This is a genomic window from Sporosarcina sp. FSL K6-1540 (genome assembly GCF_038620285.1).
Lineage (GTDB): Bacteria > Bacillota > Bacilli > Bacillales_A > Planococcaceae > Sporosarcina > Sporosarcina psychrophila.
In genome coordinates this window covers 2614391-2640426 of the sequence record NZ_CP152018.1, presented here as the reverse complement: position 1 = coordinate 2640426, position 26036 = coordinate 2614391, and the positions used below count along the sequence as shown (strand labels likewise).

At 42.3% G+C, this 26036-nt stretch carries 20 protein-coding genes and 1 riboswitch; of the genes, 7 read left to right on the top strand and 13 right to left on the bottom strand.

Annotation, left to right across the window (positions count from 1 at the left end; genetic code table 11):
- Positions 1–20: 20 nt before the first annotated feature.
- The 9 genes from MKY15_RS12415 to MKY15_RS12375 form a co-directional block, all read right to left on the bottom strand.
- Positions 21–689, bottom strand: a complete 669-nt coding sequence (locus MKY15_RS12415) for a methionine ABC transporter permease (RefSeq protein ID WP_067206320.1) — start codon at positions 687–689, stop codon at positions 21–23.
- Positions 682–1707 (bottom strand): methionine ABC transporter ATP-binding protein, encoded by a 1026-nt coding sequence (locus tag MKY15_RS12410; protein WP_342537677.1) that lies wholly within the window; start codon positions 1705–1707, stop codon positions 682–684. The genes MKY15_RS12415 and MKY15_RS12410 overlap by 8 nt, the downstream gene beginning before the upstream one ends.
- 213 nt (positions 1708–1920) lie before the next feature.
- Positions 1921–2026, bottom strand: a riboswitch (SAM riboswitch).
- 54 nt (positions 2027–2080) lie between these two features.
- On the bottom strand, positions 2081–2380 hold the full coding sequence (locus tag MKY15_RS12405; protein WP_067206314.1) for a thioredoxin family protein: 300 nt from the start codon (positions 2378–2380) through the stop codon (positions 2081–2083).
- A 14-nt stretch (positions 2381–2394) separates the two neighbouring features.
- A complete protein-coding gene (locus MKY15_RS12400) occupies positions 2395–2736 on the bottom strand; it encodes a toprim domain-containing protein (RefSeq protein WP_067206312.1) in 342 nt (113 codons plus the stop codon).
- Between the two features lie 74 nt (positions 2737–2810).
- On the bottom strand, positions 2811–3194 hold the full coding sequence (gene gcvH / locus MKY15_RS12395; RefSeq protein ID WP_067206310.1) for a glycine cleavage system protein GcvH: 384 nt from the start codon (positions 3192–3194) through the stop codon (positions 2811–2813).
- Positions 3195–3269: 75 nt separating this feature from the next.
- Positions 3270–3629, bottom strand: coding sequence for an arsenate reductase family protein (locus MKY15_RS12390; protein WP_342537675.1), 360 nt, complete (start codon positions 3627–3629; stop codon positions 3270–3272).
- Between the two features lie 699 nt (positions 3630–4328).
- Positions 4329–6116 carry an acyl-CoA dehydrogenase family protein gene (locus MKY15_RS12385; protein WP_187046785.1) on the bottom strand — a complete coding sequence of 596 codons (1788 nt, stop codon included), beginning with the start codon at positions 6114–6116 and terminating at the stop codon, positions 4329–4331.
- A 278-nt stretch (positions 6117–6394) separates the two neighbouring features.
- The gene (locus MKY15_RS12380) at positions 6395–7570 is read right to left on the bottom strand and encodes an acetyl-CoA C-acetyltransferase (protein WP_340741584.1); all 1176 of its coding nucleotides are present in this window, start codon (positions 7568–7570) and stop codon (positions 6395–6397) included.
- Positions 7571–7602: 32 nt separating this feature from the next.
- Positions 7603–9987: a 3-hydroxyacyl-CoA dehydrogenase/enoyl-CoA hydratase family protein gene (locus MKY15_RS12375; RefSeq protein ID WP_342537673.1), complete on the bottom strand. Its 2385-nt coding sequence runs from the start codon at positions 9985–9987 to the stop codon at positions 7603–7605.
- Positions 9988–10202: 215 nt separating this feature from the next.
- Here MKY15_RS12375 and MKY15_RS12370 point away from each other — a divergent pair, with 215 nt between their 5' ends.
- The 4 genes from MKY15_RS12370 to MKY15_RS12355 all read left to right on the top strand — a co-directional run bounded on the left by MKY15_RS12370 (position 10203) and on the right by MKY15_RS12355 (position 14740).
- Complete coding sequence (locus tag MKY15_RS12370) at positions 10203–10523, top strand: thioredoxin family protein (protein ID WP_067206296.1); 321 nt, start codon at positions 10203–10205, stop codon at positions 10521–10523.
- Positions 10524–10638: 115 nt separating this feature from the next.
- On the top strand, positions 10639–11103 hold the full coding sequence (locus MKY15_RS12365; protein ID WP_067206293.1) for a histidine kinase: 465 nt from the start codon (positions 10639–10641) through the stop codon (positions 11101–11103).
- Positions 11104–11787: 684 nt separating this feature from the next.
- A complete protein-coding gene (locus MKY15_RS12360) occupies positions 11788–12300 on the top strand; it encodes a C39 family peptidase (protein WP_067206291.1) in 513 nt (170 codons plus the stop codon).
- 1030 nt (positions 12301–13330) lie between these two features.
- Positions 13331–14740 carry a GHKL domain-containing protein gene (locus MKY15_RS12355; protein ID WP_231885772.1) on the top strand — a complete coding sequence of 470 codons (1410 nt, stop codon included), beginning with the start codon at positions 13331–13333 and terminating at the stop codon, positions 14738–14740.
- A gap of 763 nt (positions 14741–15503) precedes the next feature.
- Here MKY15_RS12355 and MKY15_RS12350 read toward each other — a convergent pair.
- Positions 15504–16391 carry a 5'-3' exonuclease gene (locus tag MKY15_RS12350; RefSeq protein WP_342537672.1) on the bottom strand — a complete coding sequence of 296 codons (888 nt, stop codon included), beginning with the start codon at positions 16389–16391 and terminating at the stop codon, positions 15504–15506.
- A 228-nt stretch (positions 16392–16619) separates the two neighbouring features.
- Between MKY15_RS12350 and MKY15_RS12345 the strand changes: the two genes are divergently transcribed.
- Entirely contained in the window at positions 16620–17747 is a 1128-nt protein-coding gene (locus MKY15_RS12345) for an FAD-dependent oxidoreductase (protein WP_342537671.1), read from the top strand.
- Positions 17748–17850: 103 nt separating this feature from the next.
- Here MKY15_RS12345 and hutH read toward each other — a convergent pair whose 3' ends face one another.
- Genes hutH through hutU form a run of 3 tightly spaced genes read right to left on the bottom strand, consistent with a single transcriptional unit; the run spans position 17851 to position 22285 of the window.
- Positions 17851–19326 carry a histidine ammonia-lyase gene (hutH, locus tag MKY15_RS12340; protein WP_342537670.1) on the bottom strand — a complete coding sequence of 492 codons (1476 nt, stop codon included), beginning with the start codon at positions 19324–19326 and terminating at the stop codon, positions 17851–17853.
- Positions 19327–19352: 26 nt separating this feature from the next.
- On the bottom strand, positions 19353–20612 hold the full coding sequence (hutI, locus tag MKY15_RS12335; RefSeq protein WP_342537669.1) for an imidazolonepropionase: 1260 nt from the start codon (positions 20610–20612) through the stop codon (positions 19353–19355).
- A complete protein-coding gene (hutU, locus tag MKY15_RS12330) occupies positions 20609–22285 on the bottom strand; it encodes a urocanate hydratase (RefSeq protein ID WP_338653385.1) in 1677 nt (558 codons plus the stop codon). Before hutU ends, hutI begins: the two co-directional genes overlap by 4 nt.
- 1014 nt (positions 22286–23299) lie before the next feature.
- Here hutU and MKY15_RS12325 point away from each other — a divergent pair.
- Positions 23300–24262, top strand: a complete 963-nt coding sequence (locus MKY15_RS12325; protein ID WP_342537668.1) for a hypothetical protein — start codon at positions 23300–23302, stop codon at positions 24260–24262.
- 203 nt (positions 24263–24465) lie between these two features.
- Positions 24466–25980: a BCCT family transporter gene (locus MKY15_RS12320; RefSeq protein ID WP_067213849.1), complete on the top strand. Its 1515-nt coding sequence runs from the start codon at positions 24466–24468 to the stop codon at positions 25978–25980.
- Positions 25981–26036: the final 56 nt, after the last annotated feature.

Genomic DNA, 26036 nt, shown 5'->3' with positions numbered 1-26036 from the left:
TGATATTACTGTACTAACTATTATCTCTTGTCGAATTTCCTCACCGCAAAATCCCCGATGAATTGAATGATGAAAACGATAATTAAAATAAGGATTGTTGCAGCAAGTGTAACGTCTTCCCGGCTACGCTGGAATCCATCTAAGTATGCAAGAGTCCCAAGTCCACCTGCTCCGATAATCCCAGCCATAGCAGTGTACCCGACGAGTGCAATCGCTGTTACAGTAATTCCTGAAATAAGTGCAGGCATCGATTCCGGTATAAGAACTTTAAAAATAATCGTTCTCGTTTTCGCTCCCATTGACTTCGAAGCTTCAATTACACCTTTATCAATTTCCTGTAATGCAATCAACACCATTCTTGCATAAAACGGAGCCGCCCCAATAATAAGTGCCGGCATCGCTGCATCCGGTCCGCGGATTGTACCAAGAAGAAATTTCGTAAACGGAATAAGTAAAATGATTAATATGATAAACGGAATGGATCTAAAAATATTGACGAATGCTCCTGATATAATATTGACCAACTTATTCGACCAAAGTTGACCGGGACTAGATAGGAAGAGTAAAATTCCAAGTCCTAACCCAATAACTAAAGTGAACAATGTAGAAACCGCAGTCATATAGAGTGTTTCCACTGTTGCTTCCCACATTTTAGTCCAGTCGACATTCGGAAAAAGGTTTTCAATCATTACCGATCACCTCCGTCTGAACATCATTTTCATTGAGGTATTGAATTGCTTCCTCAATGATTGAGGAATCTCCAAGCAGCTGAAGTATCAGTGTGCCGTATGCCCCGCCATGTGTATGGGATATGTTTCCCTGCACGATATTCACATCGACAGTGAATTTCCGAATAAGACTTGCGAGCACAGGTTGTTCTGTCCGCTCCCCTACAAATACAAGCTTGATAAGCGTGCCGGCAGGAAATTCTTCCTTAATATGCGCCATTGCCTGCTTCGCCTCCACGGGTTCCGTCACTTGAGAGACAAACCGCTTTGTGATCGGTTCCTTCGGTGATTGGAACACATCCAGGACATCTCCCAACTCAACAACTTTCCCTGCCTCCATAACTGCAACTCTGTGGCAAATTTTCCGGATAACGTGCATTTCATGTGTGATAAGCACAATTGTCAGTCCGAGTCGTTCATTAATTCCTGTTAGAAGGTCTAGTATTGAATCCGTTGTTTCTGGATCAAGGGCTGAAGTCGCTTCGTCACAAAGAAGGACTTCAGGGTCGTTTGCAAGCGCACGAGCAATCCCTACGCGCTGTTTCTGACCTCCAGACAATTCGGATGGATATGCATTTTCACGACCAGCCAAACCAACTAATTCAATCAGTTCCGCCACTTTCTTATCACGCTCGGCTTTTCGTACACCCGCGATTTCAAGAGGGAAAGCGATATTCTCCTTCACTGTTCTAGACCACAGTAAGTTAAAGTGTTGGAAAATCATACTCACTTTTTTTCGTGCTTCCCTTAGCTCTTTCCCTTTAATTGCTGATATTTCTAGACTTCCTATTTTAACGCTACCTGACGTTGGCATTTCAAGACCGTTCAGTAGTCGAATCAACGTACTTTTTCCTGCCCCACTATAGCCGATGACTCCAAAAATCTCACCGTCAGTAATTTCAAGCGATACATTTTCGACTGCTGAAATACTACCTGGCCCTTCACCGTATCGTTTATTTATATCCGTTAAATAAATCATTTTTTTCACCTCAGAAAAATTGTTTTGTTACTAATTTTGTCTAGCTTCAGGCGCCACCCCCTCGGGTCACAAGGCAGTTCGCTGTGGTGGCTTAGGTACCGCCCCCCTTGTGCCTGTCGGGGCTGAGCGGCGCCTTCCGCTTTTCAATACAAAAAAGCCTTCCTGCAGACGGGCAGAAAGGCTTGACGTTATCGAAAATAAACGTTGTCCAATCTCTCATCTTTCAAAGCGTATGCTTTGTGTGACTTGGCACCATTTCACTTACGTGACGGTTGCCGGGCTTCGCAGGGCACTATCCCTCCACCTCTCTTAATAAGAGTGACCTATTCAATTGAATGTTAAGACGAAGTATATCAAAGTTCCATATCTATTGTCAATCTATTTCTTCAAGTAGATACGGTACTGATTGAAATGCATAAATTTTATGGGTTAAAACGCCATCCTTTTGTATAAGAAGGCAAGGAACGCTTTCGATTTCATAGTCAATTGCAATATTTTGTACGTAATTCAAATCTGCTTTCCCGATTGGTATTCCCGGTCTCATGACGGTAATAACTTCCATCATTTTAGATGCGACTGCACAAGTTCCACACATTGGTGTATATAAATAAAACGCTGCCACTGAAGACTCTTTCAAAGCCATCTCCCATTGTTCGCGTGTCCAAGTTTCCATTAATTCTACATCCTTTAAATTAGAAATTCCGGTCTGATTTTAAAATCCGCACCTTGTAGTATTGTAGCCAACACTTTGTATGGGGTCGTCTCCACTTCCCGATAAACCTTTTCTGTGTACAAATGGATTGCTGCCGGGAACTCTCTTTTGAATAAAACACGGGTCTTTTCTCCATCTTCATCCGCATCAACGAAGACAAATAGTTCATGTTCTTCGTAAGGTGCAAGCAATTCTTCAAGCCGATAAGGACTTACTGTGCCGTTCGTACAAATAATTTCGACAGGCTCAACAAGTATTCGTGCCAAACGTTTCTTATCCGAACCGCCCTCGACGATAATTACTCTTTCATCCGACACAAGAGGCCCCTCCTTCGCTCTTTTTTATATAAAGATGCAAAAAACGCCGAAAAAGTACCGGCGCCTTGTCTTAGTTATTCTCCGACAGTCATTTTTTCATACGCTTCAGCTGACATAAGTTCATCCAGTTCAGAAACATTTGAAGGTTCAACAACGATCATCCATGCATTTTCATACGGTGATTCATTGACAAATTCAGGGCTGTCTTCAAGTCCTTCATTCACTTCAATTACTTTTCCGCTGATTGGTGCATAAAGTTCTGATACTGTCTTAACAGATTCAACGCTTCCGAAAGGCTCGTCCGCTTTGATGTCATCTCCGACAGATGGAAGTTCAACGAATACGATATCGCCTAGTTCAGATTGTGCAAAGTGAGTAATACCGATGCGGTAGTTACCACCTTCGTCTTTTACCCATTCATGCTCTTCAGAATAACGCAGATCTTTTGGTGTGCTCATTCCGTATCCCTCCAAATAAATAGTTTCATTCTCTTCAATTCTGTCATATTTCTCGAATAAAGACAAGATAGGAAATCAGTTAGTCCATACTTTGTCGAACTCTTCTTCCTTGAATCCGACAGTCACCTTACCATCACCGAAGACAATTGGTCTCTTAATCAACATACCGTCAGATGACAGCAAGCTAATTTTCTCTTCATCTGTCATTGTGAGCAATTTGTCTTTCAAGTTTAGCTCTCTATATTTCGTCCCACTAACGTTGAAAAACTTTTTCAACTCCAAATCCGATGTCGCAATCATTTTGCCAAGTTCTTCTACTGAAGGAGGAGCTTCCGCTATGTTCACTTCCTGAAAGTCCAAGTTGTTCGTCTCAAGCCATTTTTTTGCTTTCCTGCATGTCCCGCACTTTGGATAACCGTAATAAACTAATCCCATACCGCAACGCCTCCATTTTCGCCATTATAACAGAAAAAACACCTGGGCGCCTATTGGTACCTGGACGTCAAAGTGAGATCGGCAATTTTACTTCATTAAACAATCAAGTCTGTCGATTAATTATTGACTTGCATAATACGATAGCGAGCAGGGCTTGAAAACCGCTATAACCCTTTACTATTTTCGGCCCGCTTTCGGCGAATTAATTACGATATTATTACCGTGGGGCAGGTGCTTTGAAAGAATAGAAAAGATGACTTTCTATAGAGATTGTAAGTGCCCGAAGATGCAATTTCGGGCACTCTCGTACGTTGTACATTTCGTTCTTTGCTTACTTTTGCAAAGATTATGTGATGCCTTATAGGAAATTGACACTTCCTTAAAATAAATATGGAGATACTATAGAGAAGGATTGAGCGGTCAAAATTATATCTTTGACCGCTTATCTTTAGGTGAGAAGCTAGCCATTCTTTCGTCCAAAAAAGCTTCGGCACTTCTTGTATCAATGTCTTTCGAGAGCGGCAAATGAACAAAAACCATGCGATTACCGAAAGAATAAGTAGGGATGCGACAGAGTCGCATCCCTACTTATCAATACATCTCGATAATGGTATTGAAATTGTTCAATTCAAAGCGATACAAAAACAACTACACGTAACGCCCAGTGTGTGATCAAGGTAATTTTAATCTACAGACGTGTTATACGATATACTTCTCCGCTTCGATTAGCTTAACTGAAGCTTCGCGTTTTTTAGCGATGATATTATACGGATTCGAGCGAGTCAATTTACGCAGCGCTGAAATCATCATGCGTTGATTATCACCATCGACAGCCGCAAGAAGTGTTTCTTTTGCATCTCTTTCAATCTCTTCAAATGCTTCTTGGCAGAAGATTTGTGTGTAAAGGATTTTCTGTTGCGCTTTTTCTTCTCCGCTGCGTGCAATTGCTTTTTCTGTACGTAGAAGTGCAGACTCCATCGCAAAAACATTATTAGCGATATCTGCAATATTTACAAGTACCTCTTGCTCTGCTTCAAGCTTCGTGCCAAAACGTTGGGCAGCAAGACCAGCAGCAAGCAAACCGATTTTCTTAGCATTTTTCACAAGTGCTTTTTCTTGTGCAAGTGCTTCGTCACCGATTTCTTCAGGCATCATCATAAGAAGTTCTTCTTGAAGTGCTTGCGCCTGTTGAAGCAATGGCAATTCGCCCTTCATTGCTTTTTTCAGGAATGTACCTGGTACTAGCAGACGGTTGATTTCATTCGTCCCTTCAAAAATACGATTGATGCGTGAATCACGATAAATGCGCTCTACTTCATATTCTTGCATGAAGCCGTATCCGCCGTGAAGCTGAACTGCTTCGTCAACGATGTAATCCAATACCTCAGATCCCACGACTTTATTGATAGAACATTCGATTGCGTATTCTGCGATTGCTGCCGCAATTGCTTTACCATCTTTTTGCTCTTCAAGACTCAACTGGCTTTGACGCTCTTCAAAGTAACCAACTGTACGGTAAATCAAGCTTTCAGCCGCATACAGTTTAGATGCCATTGTTGATAGTTTTTGTTTCGTCAAGTTGAATGAAGAAATTGGTGTTTTGAACTGTTGACGTTGATTTGTATAAGTAATTGCAAGCTCAAGCGCACGTTTAGATCCGCCCATTGTGCCGACTCCTAATTTGTAGCGACCGATATTCAAGATATTAAATGCAATAATATGTCCGCGACCGATTTCACCTAGCAAATTTTCAACTGGTACTACTGCGTCTTGTAAGATTAGCGTACGAGTAGATGAAGATTTGATACCCATCTTTTTCTCTTCGGCTCCGACAGATACACCTGGGAATTCTTTTTCAACAATAAAAGCAGAGAACTTATCGCCATCGATTTTCGCGTAAACAACAAAAATATCTGCAAATCCTGCGTTCGTAATCCACTGTTTTTCACCATTTAAGATGTAGTGTGTTCCAGCAGCATTCAATTTCGCATTTGTTTTCGCACCCAATGCATCAGAACCAGAGCCTGGCTCAGTTAGTGCATATGCAGAGATTTTGTCACCTGATACAGAGTTTGGCAAGTACTTTTTCTTTTGTTCTTCATTTCCGAAAAGTACGATTGGTAGGGTTCCGATACCAACGTGTGCGCCATGAGTAATCGAGAATCCGCCTGCTACGGACATCTTTTCAGAGATAAGTGCAGACGCAATTTTGTCGAGTCCAAGACCACCATATTCTTCTGGTACATCCGCTCCTAGAAGTCCAAGATCCCCCGCAGTTTTCAGTAGTCTTACAGAGTGCTCGAATTCATGGTTTTCAAGATTTTCGACAACAGGTTGAACTTCATTTTTCACGTAGTCTTCTGCTGTTTTCGCAATCATTTTCTGTTCATCAGTAAAATCTTCAGGCGTAAATACACGGTTTGCTTCAATGTCTTCCGTTAGAAAAGCTCCACCTTTAATCAGTTCGTTTGTTTTTAATTCAGTCAATGTTGTTTCCTCCTTTTAATCTTAAGGGTTTATATGTCCACTATTAATATAAAATTCACTGGTTTGTTTACTAGATAGTCAGCACTTAATAAATAGAATGTTCTTCCTACACCGCTTTGTCGCTTGGTGATGGCCTCACGCAATAAGCCCGCCAGAAGAGCATTGTCGGTCTGATTGCTTCGGCTCACACTTGTCGCTCCTTCGCTAGAATTGTTCGTTATACTGGTGAGGTATATCACCTAGTTAATTCTAAATAAGTGGTGCCGAATATATAGTGTTTACAAAAGCTCAAACACGCCGGCTGCGCCCATTCCGCCGCCGATACACATTGTAACGACTCCGAACTGTTTACCTTGACGTTTTAATTCACTCATCATACGAATTGTTAAGATAGATCCTGTTGCTCCGAGTGGATGCCCGAGGGAGATTGCTCCGCCGTTGAAATTCACCTTATCTATATCAAGGCCTAGATGACGGATAACTTGAAGTGACTGAGACGCGAACGCTTCGTTTAACTCCCATACATCGATATCCTCAATAGAAAGCCCTGCAATTTTAAGTGCTTTTGGAATGGCTACAATTGGGCCGATTCCCATCACTTCAGGTGGCACGCCGCCTACAGCAAATGACAGGAATTTCGCGATTGGCTTCAAGCCTTGCGCTTCTGCCACTTCGCGGTCCATCACAAGTACTGCGCCTGCTCCGTCTGATGTTTGTGACGAGTTACCTGCAGTAACAGTACCTGTTACGGAGAATGCCGGACGCAATTTCGCTAATCCCTCTACGCTTGTTCCGTGACGGACTCCTTCGTCCATTTTAAATGTGAAATTCTTCTCGCTATATTTTCCGTTATCATCTACTGAACGCTTCACGACTTCGACTGGCACGATTTCATCATCGAATTTTCCAGCTGCAATCGCTGCACCTGCTTTTTTGTGAGACAGTACAGCAAATTCATCCTGTTCTTCACGCGTGATACCGTATTTTACTGCAACTTGCTCAGCAGTGTGACCCATTCCCATATAATATTGTGGAGCCGTTTCTGCTAAGTGAGCATTCGGTCGGATTGTATTCCCCATCATCGGTACCATACTCATTGACTCGACGCCGCCTGCAAGTATCGCTTGCGAGTGACCGAGCATGATGCGTTCAGCTGCATAAGCAATTGATTGAAGACCTGATGAACAGAATCGGTTTACCGTAATTGCAGGCGTCGTATCAGGAAGACCTGCAAGTGCACCAATATTTCGCGCAACGTTCATCCCTTGTTCAGCTTCAGGCATCGCACAACCAATAATTAAGTCATCAATTGGGCCATCATAGCCCCCAGCACGTTTCAACGTTTCTTTAATTACAAGTGCCCCTAAGTCATCCGGGCGTACGGTTACAAGAGAACCTCTACCCGCTTTTCCCACCGGTGTCCGTGCACCGGCTACTAGTACTGCTTCACGCATTGAATTTCCTCCTCTTTGCTATGCACTTTAAATCAGTTACGTAACGGTTTACCTTTTACGAGCATGTGTTGCATACGCTGTTGTGATTTTGGTTCCGCCACAAGGCTAAGGAACGCTTCACGTTCAAGGTCCAACATATATTGTTCGTCAACAAGTGTTCCGTATGGTACTTTTCCGCCGGATAAAACAAACGCCAGCTTCTTCGCGATTTTCAGATCATGCTCGCTGATAAAGCCAGATAGGAACATGCCTTCTGCCCCGAGAAGCATCGTTGCATAACCCGAATCACCTGTAACAGGGAATTTCTCACGTTTAGGCGCTTTATAACCCATGTCAAACAATGCAATAGCTGCCTGTTTCGCATCATAGATTAAGTGATCTGCATTGACACTAATACCATCTGCGAAATCGAGGAAGTTATTTTCACGTGCTTCGTCTCCCGAAGTAGACACTTTTGCAGTCGCGATTGATTCGAAAACTTTATTGGCAACAAATTGATAGTCAATGTGAACGCCCTTTGGCAATCCTTTTAAATGTTTCGTATAAAGTCCTACGTTTCCGCCACCACCCGGTATCAAACCAACGCCGACTTCAACAAGTCCCATATACGTTTCCATTGAAGCTTGAATATGAGCTGCCGGTAGACAAACCTCAGTCCCTCCCCCAAGCGTCATTGCAAATGGCGCTGCAACAACAGGTTTTGAGGAATACTTGATTTTCATCATGGCGTTTTGGAATGAGCGAACAGTGAAATCAAGTTCAAAGATATTGTCATCCTGCGCTTCCATAAGAATCATTCCTAGGTTTGCACCCACACAGAAGTTTTTGCCTTGATTTCCAATGACAAGCCCTTTGAAGTTTTTCTCAACTTCATCAACGGCGAAGTTGATCATTTGAATGATGTCAGGACCAATTGAATTCGATTGTGAATGGAATTCAAGAAGTGCCACACCATCGCCAAGGTCGATTAAACTAGCGCCTGAATTCTTTTTGATAACGCCATGTTTTTGCTTATAGCGCTTCAAGTCGATTACTTTTTCATTAACAGGAACAAGCTTGTAATCTTCTCCATCGAAGAAGTAAAGTTCACTGTCTTCTTCTTTATAGAAAGTTTCATAGCCTTTGTCGAGCAAACTTTGAACGAATCCTGGAACTTTCCCGCCTTCATCTTTCATCTTCTCAACAGATTTTGCTACGCCGATTGCATCCCAGATTTCAAATGGTCCTTGCTGCCATCCAAATCCCCATTTCATGGCATTGTCGATTGCAACGATATCATCTGCAATTTCACCGTTTAGTTCTGCAGAATAAAGCAATGTTGGTGATAGGATACTCCACAAGATTTCACCAGTGCGATCATCCGCATAGACGAGCGTTTTCACTCTATTAGCAAGTCCTTTTTGTTGTTTAGCCATTTCAATAGAAGGTGTTTTCAACTTTTTAGCTGGACTGTATTCAAATGTCTCTGTATCTAGTTCAAGAATCTCTTTACCTTTTTTTAGATAAAATCCTTGTTTTGCCTTGGCACCAATCCAGCCATTATCAATCATTTTCTTCATGAATGGCGGCAATTCAAACACTTTTTGCTCTTCGCCTTCCGTCTTGTCATAAACGTTTTTCGCCACGTGCATGAACGTATCTAGTCCAACAACGTCAAGCGTACGGAATGTTGCCGATGTCGGACGGCCAATCAAGGTGCCAGTGACCGAGTCAACTTCTCCAATTGAATAGCCGCGTTTCTCCATCTCGCGCAACGTGATAAGAAGGCCATATGTACCGATTCTATTTGCGATGAAGTTCGGCGTATCTTTTGCAATGACAACCCCTTTACCAAGCGTATCTTCACCAAAACGGGTCATAAACTCTATAACTTCCGGAGCCGTTGTGCTCGCTGGAATAATTTCAAGTAATTTCAAGTAACGCGGTGGATTGAAAAAATGTGTGCCCATGAAATGTTTTTGGAAATCTTCCGTACGGCCATCCGCCATCGCTTCAATACTAATACCCGATGTATTTGAAGTGATGATTGTACCCGGTTTACGAACTGCATCTATTTTTTCATACAAACCTTTTTTAACATCAAGATTTTCAACAATCACTTCAATAATCCAGTCAACATCTTTTAATTTATCCAGATCATCTTCGAAATTCCCTGCTTCTATAAGGGACAGATTACTTTTCTTCGTTAGGGGTGCAGGTTTTTGTTTCACTAGTTTCTGCAAAGCACCTGCTGCAATTTTATTTCGTACAATGCCATCTTCAAGCGTAAGCCCTTTTGTAGCTTCCTCTTCAGTTAACTTTCCAGGAACGATATCCAAAAGTAAAACTGGAATTCCTATATTAGCGAGATGAGCTGCAATACCCGAACCCATAACGCCTGAACCTAAAACTGCCGCTTTTTTAATTTGATAAGTCACTTGCGAAGCCTCCCTTTTTTCGTTTGAATGAACACTCATTCATTTAATGGGCAAAAAAAATAGAAACCGTTTCTATATCTCTCAGTGTAGAACATATTGCTAGTTTTCGCAATATTTAAATCTAAATTTTTTCAACTTCCTATCTGAAACATATCATTACCCGACTAAAGTGATTACGTTGTACACTGTCCATATAAAGGAGGTCAATATATATTATGAAACCAATTACAACAGTTGAACAGTTTAATGAAATTATTGCCGGCGATTCTAAAGCACTTGTAAAATTCCAGGCAGGATGGTGCCCTGACTGCAGACGTATGGATATGTTTATTGATCCAATCGTCGAGAAATATGATGAATACACATGGTATGATGTCGACCGTGACGTGCTGCCGGAAATCGCTGATAAGTATGACGTCATGGGAATTCCTAGTTTACTGATTTTCCAGAACGGTGAAAAGCAAGCGCATCTGCATAGTGCAAATGCAAAATCGCCATCACAAGTGACGGATTTCCTTGAAGGCGTAAAAGCGTAACTGTATAGAAGCTTTACCTAAACGGATGGACTTATGTCTATCCGTTTTTTCATTTTCGGTGCACCTTTTATCTAGATGAAGTATACTATAAAAAATGATAACGGGGTGTGTATTAGTGGACTACGAGAATGAAATCCAACTGCTTAAAGCTAAAATTGCTTCCTATGAAAAGATTATACTAGAAACATCAGCACCAATCATTCCTTCAATCGTCGAAAATACGATTCTCGTCCCGATTTCGGGTCACACCGGCCAAGATCGTTTTAATTTGATCCGCACCCGCGTCCTCGATTATGTTGGAATTCATAGAAGTACGGTGTGTGCAGTATTCGATTTCACCGGGGTAGGCCACAAAGACGTTGAGGAATATGATTTTAATATACTTACTCTTGAAATCAATCAACTGAATAACACGTTGAAACTGATGGGGGTACGTCCAATTTTTGTCGGTTTTAATCCGAGGATTGTCAGAGAAATCGTATCCGCCGGCATCCACTTGGAAATTGAAACCTATGTAAACTTCAGAACTTCATTAGCAGTACTACTTAACGAAACAGAAAACTCACTTCAATTGTTTTAATGAAGTGAGTTTTTTTCTACCAAATTTGAATACCTTCACTTGCTACCTGGAAGACTATACTGTATTGCAATAAGTATTTCAACGTACAAACTTTCGTGTTATCACCGTGAGAGCTACGGTGATAATCTACTAACTATATATGTTGAATTACAGAATCCTATTGAATCTGCCGTGGCGCTCAATTAATGAGAGAGATGTTATTCGGTTTTTGGATTGTAGATCGCTTGGCGCTTTGGGGATGCCTCTCGCCCTAAGCCTGGATTAGCGCTTCGCATCCAGGCTTACAGCTTCGGCGACCCCTTTGCCGCGCCTGCGCTAGGGTATTCATTATCGAGAGAAATATGATTTTGAGATGTATATACCGAGACTTTAATGTGATTTCTAGTTGATACTACTTATAGTCAAGAAAGATGCACTCCAAGGCTGCAGATTTTATCACAGATAACGAAATGCGCTTTCGCACATAGTTAATCCTGCGAAGGCGCGTCTTCGTGGTAGCCGGAGCGATAAGACTAAGGAGGGATGCAGTTCAATCCCTCCCAGCGGTCTTCTTTCTGGCTTATCGCGGGAGGCATCCACAAAGCGGCGAAGCGGTATTGGCAGGAATTCTAATTAGTTCTAAGTATTAGAACTTTTTCAGTGATTTCACGCTAGGTAGAGCTCTTTTTTTCTGGAGGTAGATGAATGAAAACTATATTGAACGTCAAAGGAAAATCCCAATTTGATGAGGATGTTGAACAATCGATTCGATCATCAGCATGCGGACCGGTAACAGCATTTGTAATGACTCAACATCTTTTTCCACAGGGGTGCCCTTACACAACAAATGAATTATATCGTCTCCTAGGTAGCACAAAAATTGGTCTATTCAAATACCGCTTCATCCGAAATATGCGCAAAGTGCTTGGAGTAGAATGGACAGTTGCGGGGTGCACTATTGATGAAGTGAAAAGACAACTCGACAACGGCCGGCCCGTCGCTGCAAAATTTGATAAATGGTTTACATTTCGTTGGCGCGGCAAGTATGGATTCGACTATCATTGGGTACCTGTCATAGGCTATGAAGAGACAGCTGACGATATTTTTCTCTTTATTCATGACAACGGGGGAAGAAACCGGGATAGCCAGGTCCGGCATATTTCATATAAGATGAATAGGTCAATTTTATCTTTTATAAAGATTGAGCCTACTGAATAGTAAATCCAAAAATCCCTACCCAAATCAGTTTCCGACTCGGGTAAGGATTTTTTCATTTTTCTATATACGCTAAAGTCTGCTTCAGCGTGGCCAAACTTTTGATCCTAGCTGTACGAGCGTTTTATGGTTGCGGGAGGCATCCACAAAGCGGCGAAGCGGCATTAGTGGGAATCCTAATTCATTCTAATTACTAGGTCTTTTTCATTGGCCTCACAAAAGCCCTTGTAAAGCGTATACGTCGTATTCATTTGTTTAACATATATAGTTCCCACCTTTTTTAAATTAGTTAACCACTGATCATGTGTTACTACAACACTATCCTGACATTATTTCACATAATGCACTATTTATCATGTATTTAATTGTTAAATTCAGAAATATATTGATTCATTGACGACCTTAAATAGTTAATAGGTTTAACGCATCTAAAGAAATTGTAAATATAAATATGAAGTATTGTGTTAGATTTGAAAGTGCTCTAATTCCAGTTCGAATGCTGCATCCCCCCTAGTAGACATAACACCCGTTCTCGGCAGTATTTAGCTTTGTTACTCAATAAGAAAAACATCAATTTGTATAGTACGATTAGGTAAATACCCCAAAAATTGCTATAATAATCTTATAGTGATGATGGTTATGATGAAAAAAGGTGGTAATTATAGTAACAATTCTATTAATCGTTTCTATTTTAATAGTGAATTATTCCGCATTAGTCGAGGGACAAGTCAATTCACCTAAAAAACTATCATTGAACATTTATCAGCAGCTTTTGAAGTGAGTCCAACAAATAATGAAAATCAAAACGACTTTTACATCATTGTTTCAAATGTCACGAGTGGTTTATATAAAGTCATTATTACTGCCACAAATGACTACACTTATGAAAGTGAAGAACTAAATCGCGATATCATAGTACCTTCAACAAACATCGAACCTAATGAGAAGCGACTGACCTTATTAGATTTCGTGATTCTATTACAGTAGGTTAAACAAGTAATGTCTTCAAGAAAATATGATAGTAATGCTATTTGTGAAAAGCGAATTTTTAATTTCATTGGCAAAAGAATATTTTATAGTAGATTCGGATAATCTATGCTTTTCAATTAAAACAGATGAGGAAGTACTAATTTTTATGAAAAATAGTAAAATTAAACTTATTTTAGTATTATCTGCTATCTTGTTATTGTTGTTTACAAGTTTAAATGTCTTCACCTCTTATGTGAAGATAAAAAAGACAGTTGAAGAGTCAATCGCCAATCAAAGTCTTGCAGCAGCAGAATCCATTGCGTCTGCGATAGACAAAGAAACGTATCAGAAATTTTTGAATAATCCTGCGAAAAACGACTATTATTGGGAATTAACAAACTACCTAGTTGATGCAAGAGAAAAACTGGGTGCATTATTTGTGTATACACTGAAAATCGATAATCCAATAGTATCGAACTCAATGATAGGCGGATTACCCAAGGAATTAGAAGAGAGCTATAGCATTGGATCGGTTGGTACAGTGCCCGAAAAGCAGGTCAAAATAGCCTTTGAAGGAAATACCTATATTACAGATGTAATTGAGGATGCCGTTTATGGCACTTTTCTTTCTGTTGGAGTGCCTATAAAGGATGAAGCAGGAATTGTCATGGGATACTTAGGTATCGATATTAGTGTTGATACACTTGATTATATTAAAGGGACAGTACTGAAAAATAATATCCTTCTCTTCGTCTTTAATGGTGCCTTTATTTTGGTCGTAATCGGATCTTTTTTATTTTTGCAAAGATGGTATCAACAAGAAGTGGCAAAGGAAGTCGGCTATACAGAAGATACATACCAAGCTGAACTTAAAACGTTAATCACTTCCATATCTTCTTTAAGACATGATTTCACCAATCATATTCAGGTTTTACACGGACTACTTCAACTAGGGGAATCTAAGCAAGCTCAGCAATACATATCATCTTTGTCAAAAGAAGTTCTGGCGCTAGAAAGTCTAAAATTAAATATAGATCATCCTGGTCTATCAATCTTACTGCAAACAAAGAAACTGGCTGCACAAAATTATCATATTGATATGAATTTTACGGTTTCTCATGATGCATTCGATAAAATAAAAACAACAGATTTAATCATAATACTGTCGAATTTAATTGATAATGCAATTGATGCAACAGTTGCATTACCTGTAGCTGAACGTAAAATAACAATTAGCTGTCAAACGGATGTTACGCAGTATCTATTTAAGATAACGAATACTGGACCTAAAATTAGTGACAATGAACATATTTTTAAACAAGGATATTCAACAAAAAATGCAGAACAAGGAAAGATAAGAGGGCAAGGTTTATTTATAGTGAAGGAAGTTGTGAATAGATATAATGGGGAAATCTCAATTGATTCAATAAATGATTTAGAGACTATAGCCCTTGTGGGAATCCCTCTAAAGTAAATTTGAATGAAATTGTAAACTCCCTACTACTAGTTGTGGGGAGTTTTTTCATTTATCTCGCTGGTTTATGCTACTAATTTTCTTATTTTGTGCTTTCTTAATTCGAATGATTATTCATATGTATTCCGTATTCAATGTGTAGACATAACACCAATTCACGGAAGTATTTAGCTCCATTTCTTAAACTAAAGTAATCCTTTAGTTACTTCTCTTTTGGCACGGATTAGTGTGCTTTTAACAGGATGGCCGCATAATAATCGAAGTGAACGAGCAATTAAGCCCTTCGTGATTGGTCGAAAAAATTGCTTTCCTCTCAATCGAAGAAAGACGCAAAAGACCCTGCCAACAGATTGCCACGTCCCAAGTAAAAAAAAATAAAGCATATCACGGTACGCATGACAAATAGCCATCTATACGATTATTATAATCGTATAGATGGCTATTTTATTTAGTGCTACAAGCAGCTTTAGTGTTTTTCGTTGATGGCAAGTACTGAACTCATACCTCATCATTTGCTACAGAATTGAAATCGATAATAATCCAGCTGAAAACACCAACCGTCCGAATGTCATTAGTCGAAAGACTGGTTATTCTCCGTCAGTAAAGTGGGCTTCGAATACGTTCAATCTAAATGAAATAGAGGATGAGAGGATGTTTAACATAAATAATTATATGACGCCGGAAGAAGCAGTACTTCTATGGGGAATCCCTCCTGAAACTATGAAGAACAAGACCATTTTCCACATGCGTCCCCCTCGTATATTTATAGAAATAGCGAATCCGCTTGTCTAACAATCATGGAATAACCTTCTCTATCTATCAGTTCCCTTACAACTCCATCATAAACAGGTATTTTCAGGGTTTCGATTGAATCATCCATTTTTAATTCACAATGGATTTCTGCAAGTTTTTTGGATAATAAGAGCATGTCCATCTCTTCCTCGATTTTCTTGCGTATTGCCGGCGTCAACTCATGCAATGATTGAATCACGCCTTCCACCGATCCATATTCTTTAATGAGTTTAAGTGCAGTTTTTGGTCCGATGCCTCTCACTCCAGGATAGCCGTCACTTGTATCCCCAGTGAATGCTTTTGTGTCAATAAACTGGATAGGGGTAATTCCATACTCTTCAATGAAACGTTCCTCTGTGTAAATATCGTAAACATTAAAACCTTTTTTCGTAAATGCAATACGGACACCCGGTCTAAGCAACTGCAACATATCTTTATCGCCAGTCACGATTGTAATCTCCGCTTTCCCCTCCCAAGCCTGAACGAATGAACCAATCAGATCGTCTGCTTCCATGCCTGGCACTCCGTAGTTTTTCCAACCAATTAATTCAGAAACACTTCTTGCCATATCAAACTGCGGTACGAGCTCCGGCGCCGGTGCAGGCCGGTTTGCTTTATATCCTTCAAATAAGTCATTGCGGAACGTTTGCGCGCCCATATCCCAACAAACCGCCATATGTGTAGGTTTGAATATCGAGGTCGCTGTCATAGTATGACGGGCAAACCCCTGCACTGCATTCGTCGGAATTCCAGCGTCATTCGGGAAATAATGCCCCATCGCCGAAGTTGCAAAAAAGGAGCGGAATAAGAGTGCCATTCCGTCGATTATTAAAATATGTGGTTTTTCTTCTATAGTCATTTAATCTTCTTCCTCCATCTGCCAAACTTTATTAGTAGAACTTCATCAATGATAACATGCTTTCAATCAGTAGTTTTGGGGTAAAGAATAATAGATTTCATAGAGGAGGTTGTAAGTATGCATATTCACGAAGGTTCATTGTATTGGCCAGGAACGATGCCAATTCCCCCCGAACGATAAAAAGTAGAAATCGCGTCACATTATGATGTCATTATTGTAGGTGGAGGGATGTCGGGAGCTCTTTCGGCACTTGCATTGGCTGACAAAGGTCATTCGATCGCAGTGCTAGACAATCGGCAGATGGCTACTGGCAGCACAATGGCAAATACGGGATTGCTTCAATATTCAAATGACATCATGCTCCATGAATTAATCGAACAAATTGGAGAAAAGGATGCTGTACGTTTTTATCAGTTATGCTTGGAAGCAATGGAAAACCTAAAAAAGACAGCTGAACGACTGCCGCTTAACCCTGATTTCATCAGTCGGCCAAGCATTTATTATGCAAGTGACGAAAATGATTTAAAACGCATTAGGAAAGAATATGATACATTAACGCATTATGGATTTCCTTGCGATTTTTGGGACGAGGTAGAAATCTGCAAGCATGTGCCGTTTTCGAAACCGGGAGCAATCGTGACATACGGTGATGCTGAAGTGAACCCTTACAAATTCGTCAACGGACTATTACAATTGGTCGAATCAATGGGCGTCCATCTCTTCGAATTTACAGAAGTGACGGACATAAACGACGAAAATGGACTGTTGCACATTTCCACATCTGCCGGGGAATTTTATGCGGATAATGTTCTTTTTACAACTGGATACGAGACCCTTCCTGTAGGAAAACGAATTGGTGCCGACATTAACCGTTCGTACGTCATTGTCACTGAGCCAATTGACGATTCTCCGATTTGGCATAAAAATGCGCTCATTTGGGAATCAAAGCGTCCGTATCTCTATATGCGGACAACGGAGGACAACCGAATCATTGTAGGCGGGCTCGACGAGGACAAACCCCAAGCCCCTCTTTCAAATGAATCGATTATGAAGCACGGTGCAATCTTAAAAAAACAGCTGCAAGAACTTTTCCCCGAACTTCCGATTGAAATTGACTACGCTTATTGTGCAACATTTGGAGAATCTCTGGACAACTTACCATTCATCGGAGAGCATCCATCAAAAAGAAATCATTATTATCTACTTGGCTATGGAGGTAATGGAACTGTTTACAGTATGCTTGGTTCAAAAATTCTCGCTGATATTATGACGGGCAAAGCCAATTCTGATGCGCATATCGTTCAACTCGAACGCTCCGCAACCGCTTTAGCTGGTGGAAGAAGCGGAATTGCCTGACCAATGAACATGATGATAACGAGTAAAAAGTTCAAAGTTCTCAAAGAGAGACAATACAAAAAACCGAAGCCTCCTAAAATCCGCTTCGGTTTTTTGCTAGTTATCAGACTAGAAATTGAGCAAGCTTTTCAATATCCGGCGTAAAAATACGATCTTCTTCAATTGGTCGCACGATTTCCAGCAATTGAGCGAACTTGACACGGGTTTTTGGTGCCATTTGTTCTGCCCCTCTAATGGAACAGCCTGTCAGTGCGCAAAGCGCTTCAATTGCGAGTACATTTCTCGCATTTTTTATGATGGCATGTGCATGCCTGGCACCGATTGTTCCCATTGATACATGATCTTCCTGGTTGCCAGACGATGGAATCGAGTCAACGGACGCTGGGTGTGCAAGTGTTTTATTCTCAGAAACAAGGCTGGCTGCTGAATATTGTAAAATCATTGCACCCGATTGTAACCCAGGTTCTGGACTCAGGAACGGCGGCAATCCTTCATTCAATTGTGGATTAACGAGCCGTTCAATACGACGTTCGGAAATACTTGCAAGTTCTGCTACGCCCAGCTTCAAGAAGTCCATCGCAAACGCAATCGGTTGACCATGGAAGTTACCGCCAGATACAACCGTATCGCCATCATCGAAAATAAGTGGATTATCCGTCGCGGCATTCATCTCAATCTCTAGCTTCTCTTTTACATAACCAAGTACTTGCCAGCTCGCGCCGTGCACTTGTGGAATACAACGAATTGAATAAGCGTCTTGGACACGTTTTTCGCCTTGAATGGTTGTCAGACGACTCCCTTTCAACCAATCCAGCATCCTCGCCGCCACATCCACTTGTTCCGGATAACCGCGCGCTTCGTGAATCGCCGGATGAAATGCGTCCGTAATTCCATAGAGCGCTTCCATTGTCATTGCAGCAACCCACTCGCTAGCATACGCAAGTGATTCTGCCTCCAAATAATTGACAACGCCTTGCGCAGTCATTGCTTGCGTCCCGTTAATGAGCGCTAGCCCCTCTTTCGCTTCGAGCACAATTGGCGACATGCCATGCTCATTCCAAATAGTTGCAGCTGGAACGTGCAAGCCGTCTTGCCAGACAAATCCTTCGCCAAGTAAAACAAGCGCGAGATGAGACAATGGCGCCAGATCACCTGATGCACCAAGTGAACCTTGCTGTGGAATGACCGGGTGAATGCGATTATTCACCATATAAGCAAACCGTTCTAGCACTTCTGCACGGATTCCGGAGAAACCTTTTAAAAGCGCATTCAGACGTAGTACCACCATCGCACGCGAAACGTTTTCAGGAAACGCTTCTCCAACGCCGCATGAATGCGATCGGATCAAGTGTAATTGCAATGCTTTCGTATCCTTTTCATCGATTTTAACGTCGCTGAACTTACCAAACCCCGTATTAATCCCGTATACGGTCCGGTCTTCACTAACAATTTTCTCGACCGCAGCCCGGCTTTTATTAACACGTTCCAAGGCTTCATCGTTCAATGAAACCCCGATTTTTTTATATATGATGTCGTTCATTTGAGCCAGATTTAGTGACGATCCTGTTAATTCAATCATGACAACCATCCTTTAATTAATATTAATCATCCAACGACTTTTACACCTTTTTTCCAGACGGACTTAACATGGTTCACCCCGAACAAGTATTGAAGTTCTTGGTAGTTTGAAATGTCCCATAGAACGACATCCCCTTGTTTACCTATTTCCAATGATCCTGTTTTATCTGCCATTTGGATTGCACAAGCCGCGTTATACGTCGCGGCAGTAAGCGCTTCTGCCGGTGTTAGTCGCATCGATATACACGCTAAGTTCATAACAAGTGGCATCGATGTCGTCGGTGAAGATCCGGGATTACAATCTGTCGATATCGCGACCGGTACGCCAGCGTCAATCATCTTGCGCCCTTGTGCTGCTTGCTCCCTAAGATATAACGCGGTTGCTGGCAATAAACAAGCGATTGTTCCGGAATCTGCCATCGCTTTAATTCCTTCATCAGACGCTTTCAATAAATGCTCTGCTGAAATCGCTCCAACTTTCGCCGCCAGTTCCGCGCCGCCATAGGGTTCAATTTCATCCGCATGGATTTTTGGTATCAGACCATACTTTTTCCCTGCTTCTAAAATCCGTTGTGATTGTTCAGGTGTGAAAACACCGACTTCACAAAATACATCATTGAAGACTGCTAGCTTTTCATTGGCAACGGCAGGAAGCATTTCATTGACGACAAGATCTATATACTCGTCTTCCAGTCCTTTGAATTCTGTCGGCACTGCATGTGCACCCATGAACGTTGGCACAAGGTCAATCGCATGTTCTTGCTGCAAGCGTTTCATGACACGGAGCTGTTTTAGTTCCGTTGCCAAATCTAAGCCGTACCCACTTTTCCCCTCGACAGTTGTGACGCCGTGTTTCAGAAACGAATCAAGGCGTTTCTTCGTCTGCTCAACAAGTTCATCTTCAGTTGCTTCACGAGTCATTTTTGTTGTCGCATGAATACCGCCACCTGCATTCATAATTTCCATATAGGTCGCGCCTTCAAGTCGCATTTCAAATTCACGTTCGCGACTGCCACCATAGGCGACATGTGTATGCGGATCGACGAGGCCTGGCGTAACGAGATGACCAGTTGCGTCTGTGATTTCCGCTTCATGGGCGCGGTCTTTGAACTGCTCTTCTAATTGTTGAGTCGTGCCGACTGCTCTTATGATCCCATCTTCTATCCAGATACTGCCGTCTTCTATAATTGATAAATCATTCATCGCTTCTTTTATTCGCGGGGCTGTACCAGCTTGGGCTAACGTCGCAAGTTGCGCTGCATGTTTAATCCATATAATTTTTGTCATTCTTCAATCGCCTCTTTTGCCATCATCGGAATGTTGACCCCTTTTTCCCACGCCGTTTTTTCGGCAAGTTCATAGCCCGCATCAACATGACGGACTATACCCATTCCTGGATCTGTCGTTAATACACGTTCGATTCGAGCTTCTGCTTCTTTGGTTCCATCCGCGACAATAACCATACCTGCATGAACCGAATAACCCATCCCAACGCCGCCTCCATGATGAATGGAAACCCAAGTAGCTCCGCCGACTGCGTTAATCATTGCATTCAACAGCGGCCAGTCAGCTACTGCATCCGAACCGTCTTTCATCGCTTCCGTCTCACGGTTTGGCGATGCAACTGATCCCGAGTCGAGATGATCTCGCCCAATGACAATCGGTGCTTTTAATTCGCCCGAAGCGACCATATCATTAATGATTTTTCCAAAGCGGGCACGTTCTCCGTACCCTAGCCAGCAAATCCGTGACGGCAGTCCTTGAAACTGAATTTTATCTTGCGCCATTCGAATCCAGTTGCACAAATGTTTGTTATCACTAAATTCACGTAAAATAACTTCATCTGTTTTATAAATATCTTCAGGATCTCCTGATAGAGCAACCCAGCGGAATGGCCCTTTTCCTTCACAAAACTGTGGACGGATATAGGCGGGAACAAATCCTGGGAAATCGAATGCACGAGCTACACCTTCATCTTTCGCCACCTGACGGATGTTGTTACCGTAGTCGAACGTAATCGCACCTTTATCCATCATGTCTAGCATTGCTTCGACATGTTTTGCCATCGATGCTTTCGACCGTTTGATATACGCCTCCGGATTTTCCGCTCGCAGTTTCGCGGCTTCCTCTAGTGACATACCAGATGGGATATAACCGTTTAACGGATCATGTGCAGATGTCTGATCAGTTAACACATCTGGGATAAATCCAATCGCAAGCATCGCAGGAAGCACTTCCGACGCATTACCTAACAGACCGATTGACAGTGCACGGCCCTCTTTTTTTGCTTCTTCAGCAAGACGGATCGCCTCTTCAAGTGAATCTGTTTTCACATCGGTATAGCGTGTTTCAATTCGGCGATCAATTCGCGTTTCATCTACTTCGATACCGATACAGACTCCCCCGGCCATCGTTACCGCTAGCGGCTGTGCAGCCCCCATCCCCCCGAGCCCAGCAGTTAGTGTAATCGTGCCTTTCAGCGACTCTCCAAAATGCTGTTTCGCCAGTTCCGCAAACGTTTCGTATGTCCCTTGCACGATTCCTTGTGAACCGATATAAATCCAGCTTCCCGCCGTCATTTGTCCGTACATCATAAGTCCTTTTTTATCGAGCTCATGGAAATGTTCCCAGTTGGCATAGGCCGGGACTAGATTCGAGTTCGCAATCAATACTTTTGGTGCGTCTGTATGTGACTTGAATATCGCAACTGGTTTCCCCGATTGCACAAGTAATGTTTCATCATTTTCAAGTTCTTTCAACGAGCGGACAATTGCGTCAAACGACTCCCAATTTCGTGCCGCCTTTCCAATGCCACCGTAAACAACAAGGTCATCCGGATGCTCAGCCACTTCCGCGTCTAAGTTATTCATCAGCATACGAAGCGCCGCCTCCTGCTGCCACCCCTTCGTGTTCAATTCAGTCCCACGGTAACGAATAACCTTTTCAGATGCTTTCCCCACTATGAACCCCTCCTTACTATTCTACTAGTATCGTACACGATGAAAGCGCTTTATTGTTCGGTATTCAGAAAATTTAGTCCGTGCTAATAGGGTGCTATTGTAGTGAGATAAAGCAGTGAAGTTACTATATTGTCGGCACTTAATAAATAGAATATTCTTCTAACACCGCTTTTTCGTTAAACTAGCGAGGTATGCAACCTAGTTAATTCCAAGTAGGTAGTACCGGATATATAGTTGGAGTGGCTTTGATAAACTGAGTAATCCATAGCACGCACCGTGCAACAGGAGTTGGATACTCTACAACAGCGACAATTCTATATCGACAAAACACGTCTGTTGATTAACCATTTTCTTTCAAAAGATACTAATAAGGTAGGCGCAAAAATTTTCATTTGGACCAGTACGTTTTCGGCTCGCTTTCGGCTAAACTAATCACGACAGTTTTACCAATTGGGGAGGAATTGCAGTTCATTCCTCCTTGGTCGTCTTGTCGCGTACCTACAACGTTCAAGTGAAAATTGCAGTTGCTTGCTATATTCAAGAAAGACGCACTCCAGGTTGCGAATTTGATCACAGCTAATGAAATGCGCTTTCTCAAATAGACCATCCAGCGAAGGCGCGTCTTCGTGGTAGCCTTAGCGATAAGACTAAGGAAGGATGCAGTTCAATCCCTTCCAAGTGGTCTTCTTTCTGGCTTATCGCGGGAGGCATCCACAAAGCGGCGAAGCGGTATTGGTAGGAATTCTATTTCATTCCAAGTATCAGAACTTTTCAGCGACCTCTGGAAAGCCCTTGTAAAGCCCAAACGCCGGATTCATTTGGTCAACATCTATAGTAAGCATTATCATTTCCCGCAATCTCTTTTCCCACCAATTCCAAGTCAGTCCAAACCCACCCCCATTCCCTTTGTCAGATTAGTCCGGCGAAACTAAAAAACCTTCCGAAAAAAAAAGTCCATTCCCTTTCACCCATCGTCGCATAGGATAAAGAGAATCGCTTGGAAGGAGTGAACGAATGGTCAACATGCAACCAGGTGGTCAAGGGGAACAGCAATGGTACCCTAAATTACCTGAAGGATATGAAGCAAACCGGGCGCAAGATACGTCTGGGTATGCGAATGATAGCTGGTCACCAGGTATGGGAATGTCCGGACAGGGGATGCAAGGTTTTTCATCTGGGCAAGGGATGTCTGGACACGATATGCAAGCTTTCTCTCCAGGGCAAGAGATGCAAGGTTATGACATGCAAGCTTTCTCTCCAGGGCAAGAGGTACAGGGCTACGACATGCAAGCTTTCTCTCCTGAGCAAGAGATGCAAGGCTACGACATGCAAGCTTTTTCTCCAGGGCAAGAGGCACAGGGCTACGACATGCAAGCTTTTTCTCCAGAGCAAGAGGCACAGGGCTACGACATGCAAGCTTTTTCTCCAGGGCAAGAGATTTCAGGTTACGGGATGCCTGAACAGGAAATGGTTGCTTTCCACTCAGGACACGACATGCAGGGGTTTGCTCCGCCAGGACGGCCGCCGGGCCAAGGAATGCCTGGATTTGGTCCTCCAGGACGACCGCCAGGCCAAGGTAGTCCTGGATTTGGTCCTCCAGGATGGCCACCGGGACCAGGAATGCCTGGATTTGGTCCTCCAGGACGACCACCGGGACCAGGAACGCCTGGATTTGGTCCTCCAGGACGACCACCGGGCCAAGGACAACCGGGCGGACAACAAGCCCCATCATCTCCGCCACCAAATACCATACCAGCTTATCCAAGTACCCAGTTGTTTGCAGTAGATCCAGGTGCAATCCGTGGTTGTCTCTACCGCTATACCTATGTCTGGCTATCCAGAAGACAAGGTTTTTGGTTTTTCCCAGTCTTTGTCGGACGTACTTCTGTCGCCGGTTACAGATGGCGTAATAGGCAAAGAAGATGGGAATACATGGGGATCGACCTTAATCGAATCGACAAGTTCTCCTGTTTTTAATTAGCTACTTTCTATTATCTATGCTCACTTAATGAAAAAAACGATTCCATCACCGATGGAATCGTTTTTTATTGAGCTTATCTGTTTAACAATGACAGAGAGAGGGAATGTAATTAGAGGTGCGTGCATGGTAATGAAGAATAATGGACAAGATTAGTCTAAATGATGTGTACCATTATCTTATAAGAAAAATAGGTGATTTGATGAAAAAGGTATCAGGTGTTTTTTGGATTTCGGTCGGTCTAATAGGTTTGATAGTTTTATTCGGGGCATTTGCACCTGAAAGCTTCGAAAACGTAACAGAGAATATGAAAAACTTCATAACTTCATCATTCGGCTGGTATTATTTACTCGTTGTCACTGGAATTGTACTGTTCTGCCTGTTCTTTATCGTCAGTCCAATTGGGCAGATTACGCTCGGAAAACCTGATGAGAAGCCTGAGTATTCTCGAATGAGCTGGTTCGCAATGCTGTTTTCAGCAGGAATGGGGATTGGACTTGTCTTTTGGGGAGCAGCCGAACCTTTATCCCATTTTGCTATAGACCCCGCAACTGAACTGCCAGGAACCGACGCTGCTTTTCGTGAATCGATGCGCTTCACATTTTTCCATTGGGGTATTCATGCATGGGCGATTTACGCTGTAGTTGCCATGTCACTTGCGTATTTCCAATTCCGTAAAGGGGAACCTGGATTGATTTCCTCAACTTTGAAGCCCCTTTTTGGAGATCGGATGAACGGTCCTTTAGGCACATTGGTCAATCTACTCGCTATCTTCGCGACGGTAGTAGGGGTTGCAACGACTCTAGGGTTTGGAGCTATTCAAATCAACGGCGGATTATCTTATGTATTCGATATCCCCATCAATTTTACCGTTCAAATTATCATCATCATTATCGTAACAATTTTATTTGTTGCTTCTGCTTGGTCAGGTATAGGTAAAGGAATTAAATATTTATCTAATATCAATATGGTACTTGCGGTCATCTTACTGATACTTGTTATCATACTTGGACCTACTATGTTAATCTTCAATACATTTACCGATACAATCGGTCTTTACTTGCAAAACTTACCCCGTATGAGTTTCCGGGCAGCACCGCTTGATGATGCCAATCGTACGTGGATTAATGGTTGGACTATTTTTTATTGGGCGTGGTGGATTTCATGGTCCCCATTTGTTGGTATCTTCATTGCCCGCGTATCACGTGGAAGAACCATCCGGGAATTCTTAGTTGGTGTCTTGATGCTCCCCACATTGCTTAGCTTTTTCTGGTTTTCCGTTTTCGGTGCCACGGCAATGGATGTACAAATGAAAGGAACTGACTTATCTGGATTGAAAACAGAAGAGACACTTTTCGCCATTTTCAATGGGATGCCAATGTCAATGTTTCTATCGATTTTAGCAATTATCCTCATTGCCATCTTTTTCATCACATCCGCAGATTCTGCCACATTCGTGCTCGGAATGCAGTCAACTTACGGATCGCTTAATCCGCCAAATATTGTGAAACTGACATGGGGTGTTGCACAAGCAGCAGTTTCCATCATTCTGCTCTCTGCCAACGGGCTAACCGCACTGCAGAATGCATTGGTTATTGCTGCATTCCCCTTCTCCTTCGTCATCATTTTAATGATGATTTCGTTTTATAAGGCTCTTGATAAAGAACGAACGGAGATGGGACTGATGGTGAGACCTTATTCGAAGAAGAGGAAATAGTAATTTGAAAAGCCAAGACTGAGCCGTGTGCTCAACCTTGGCTTTTCTTTTTATGT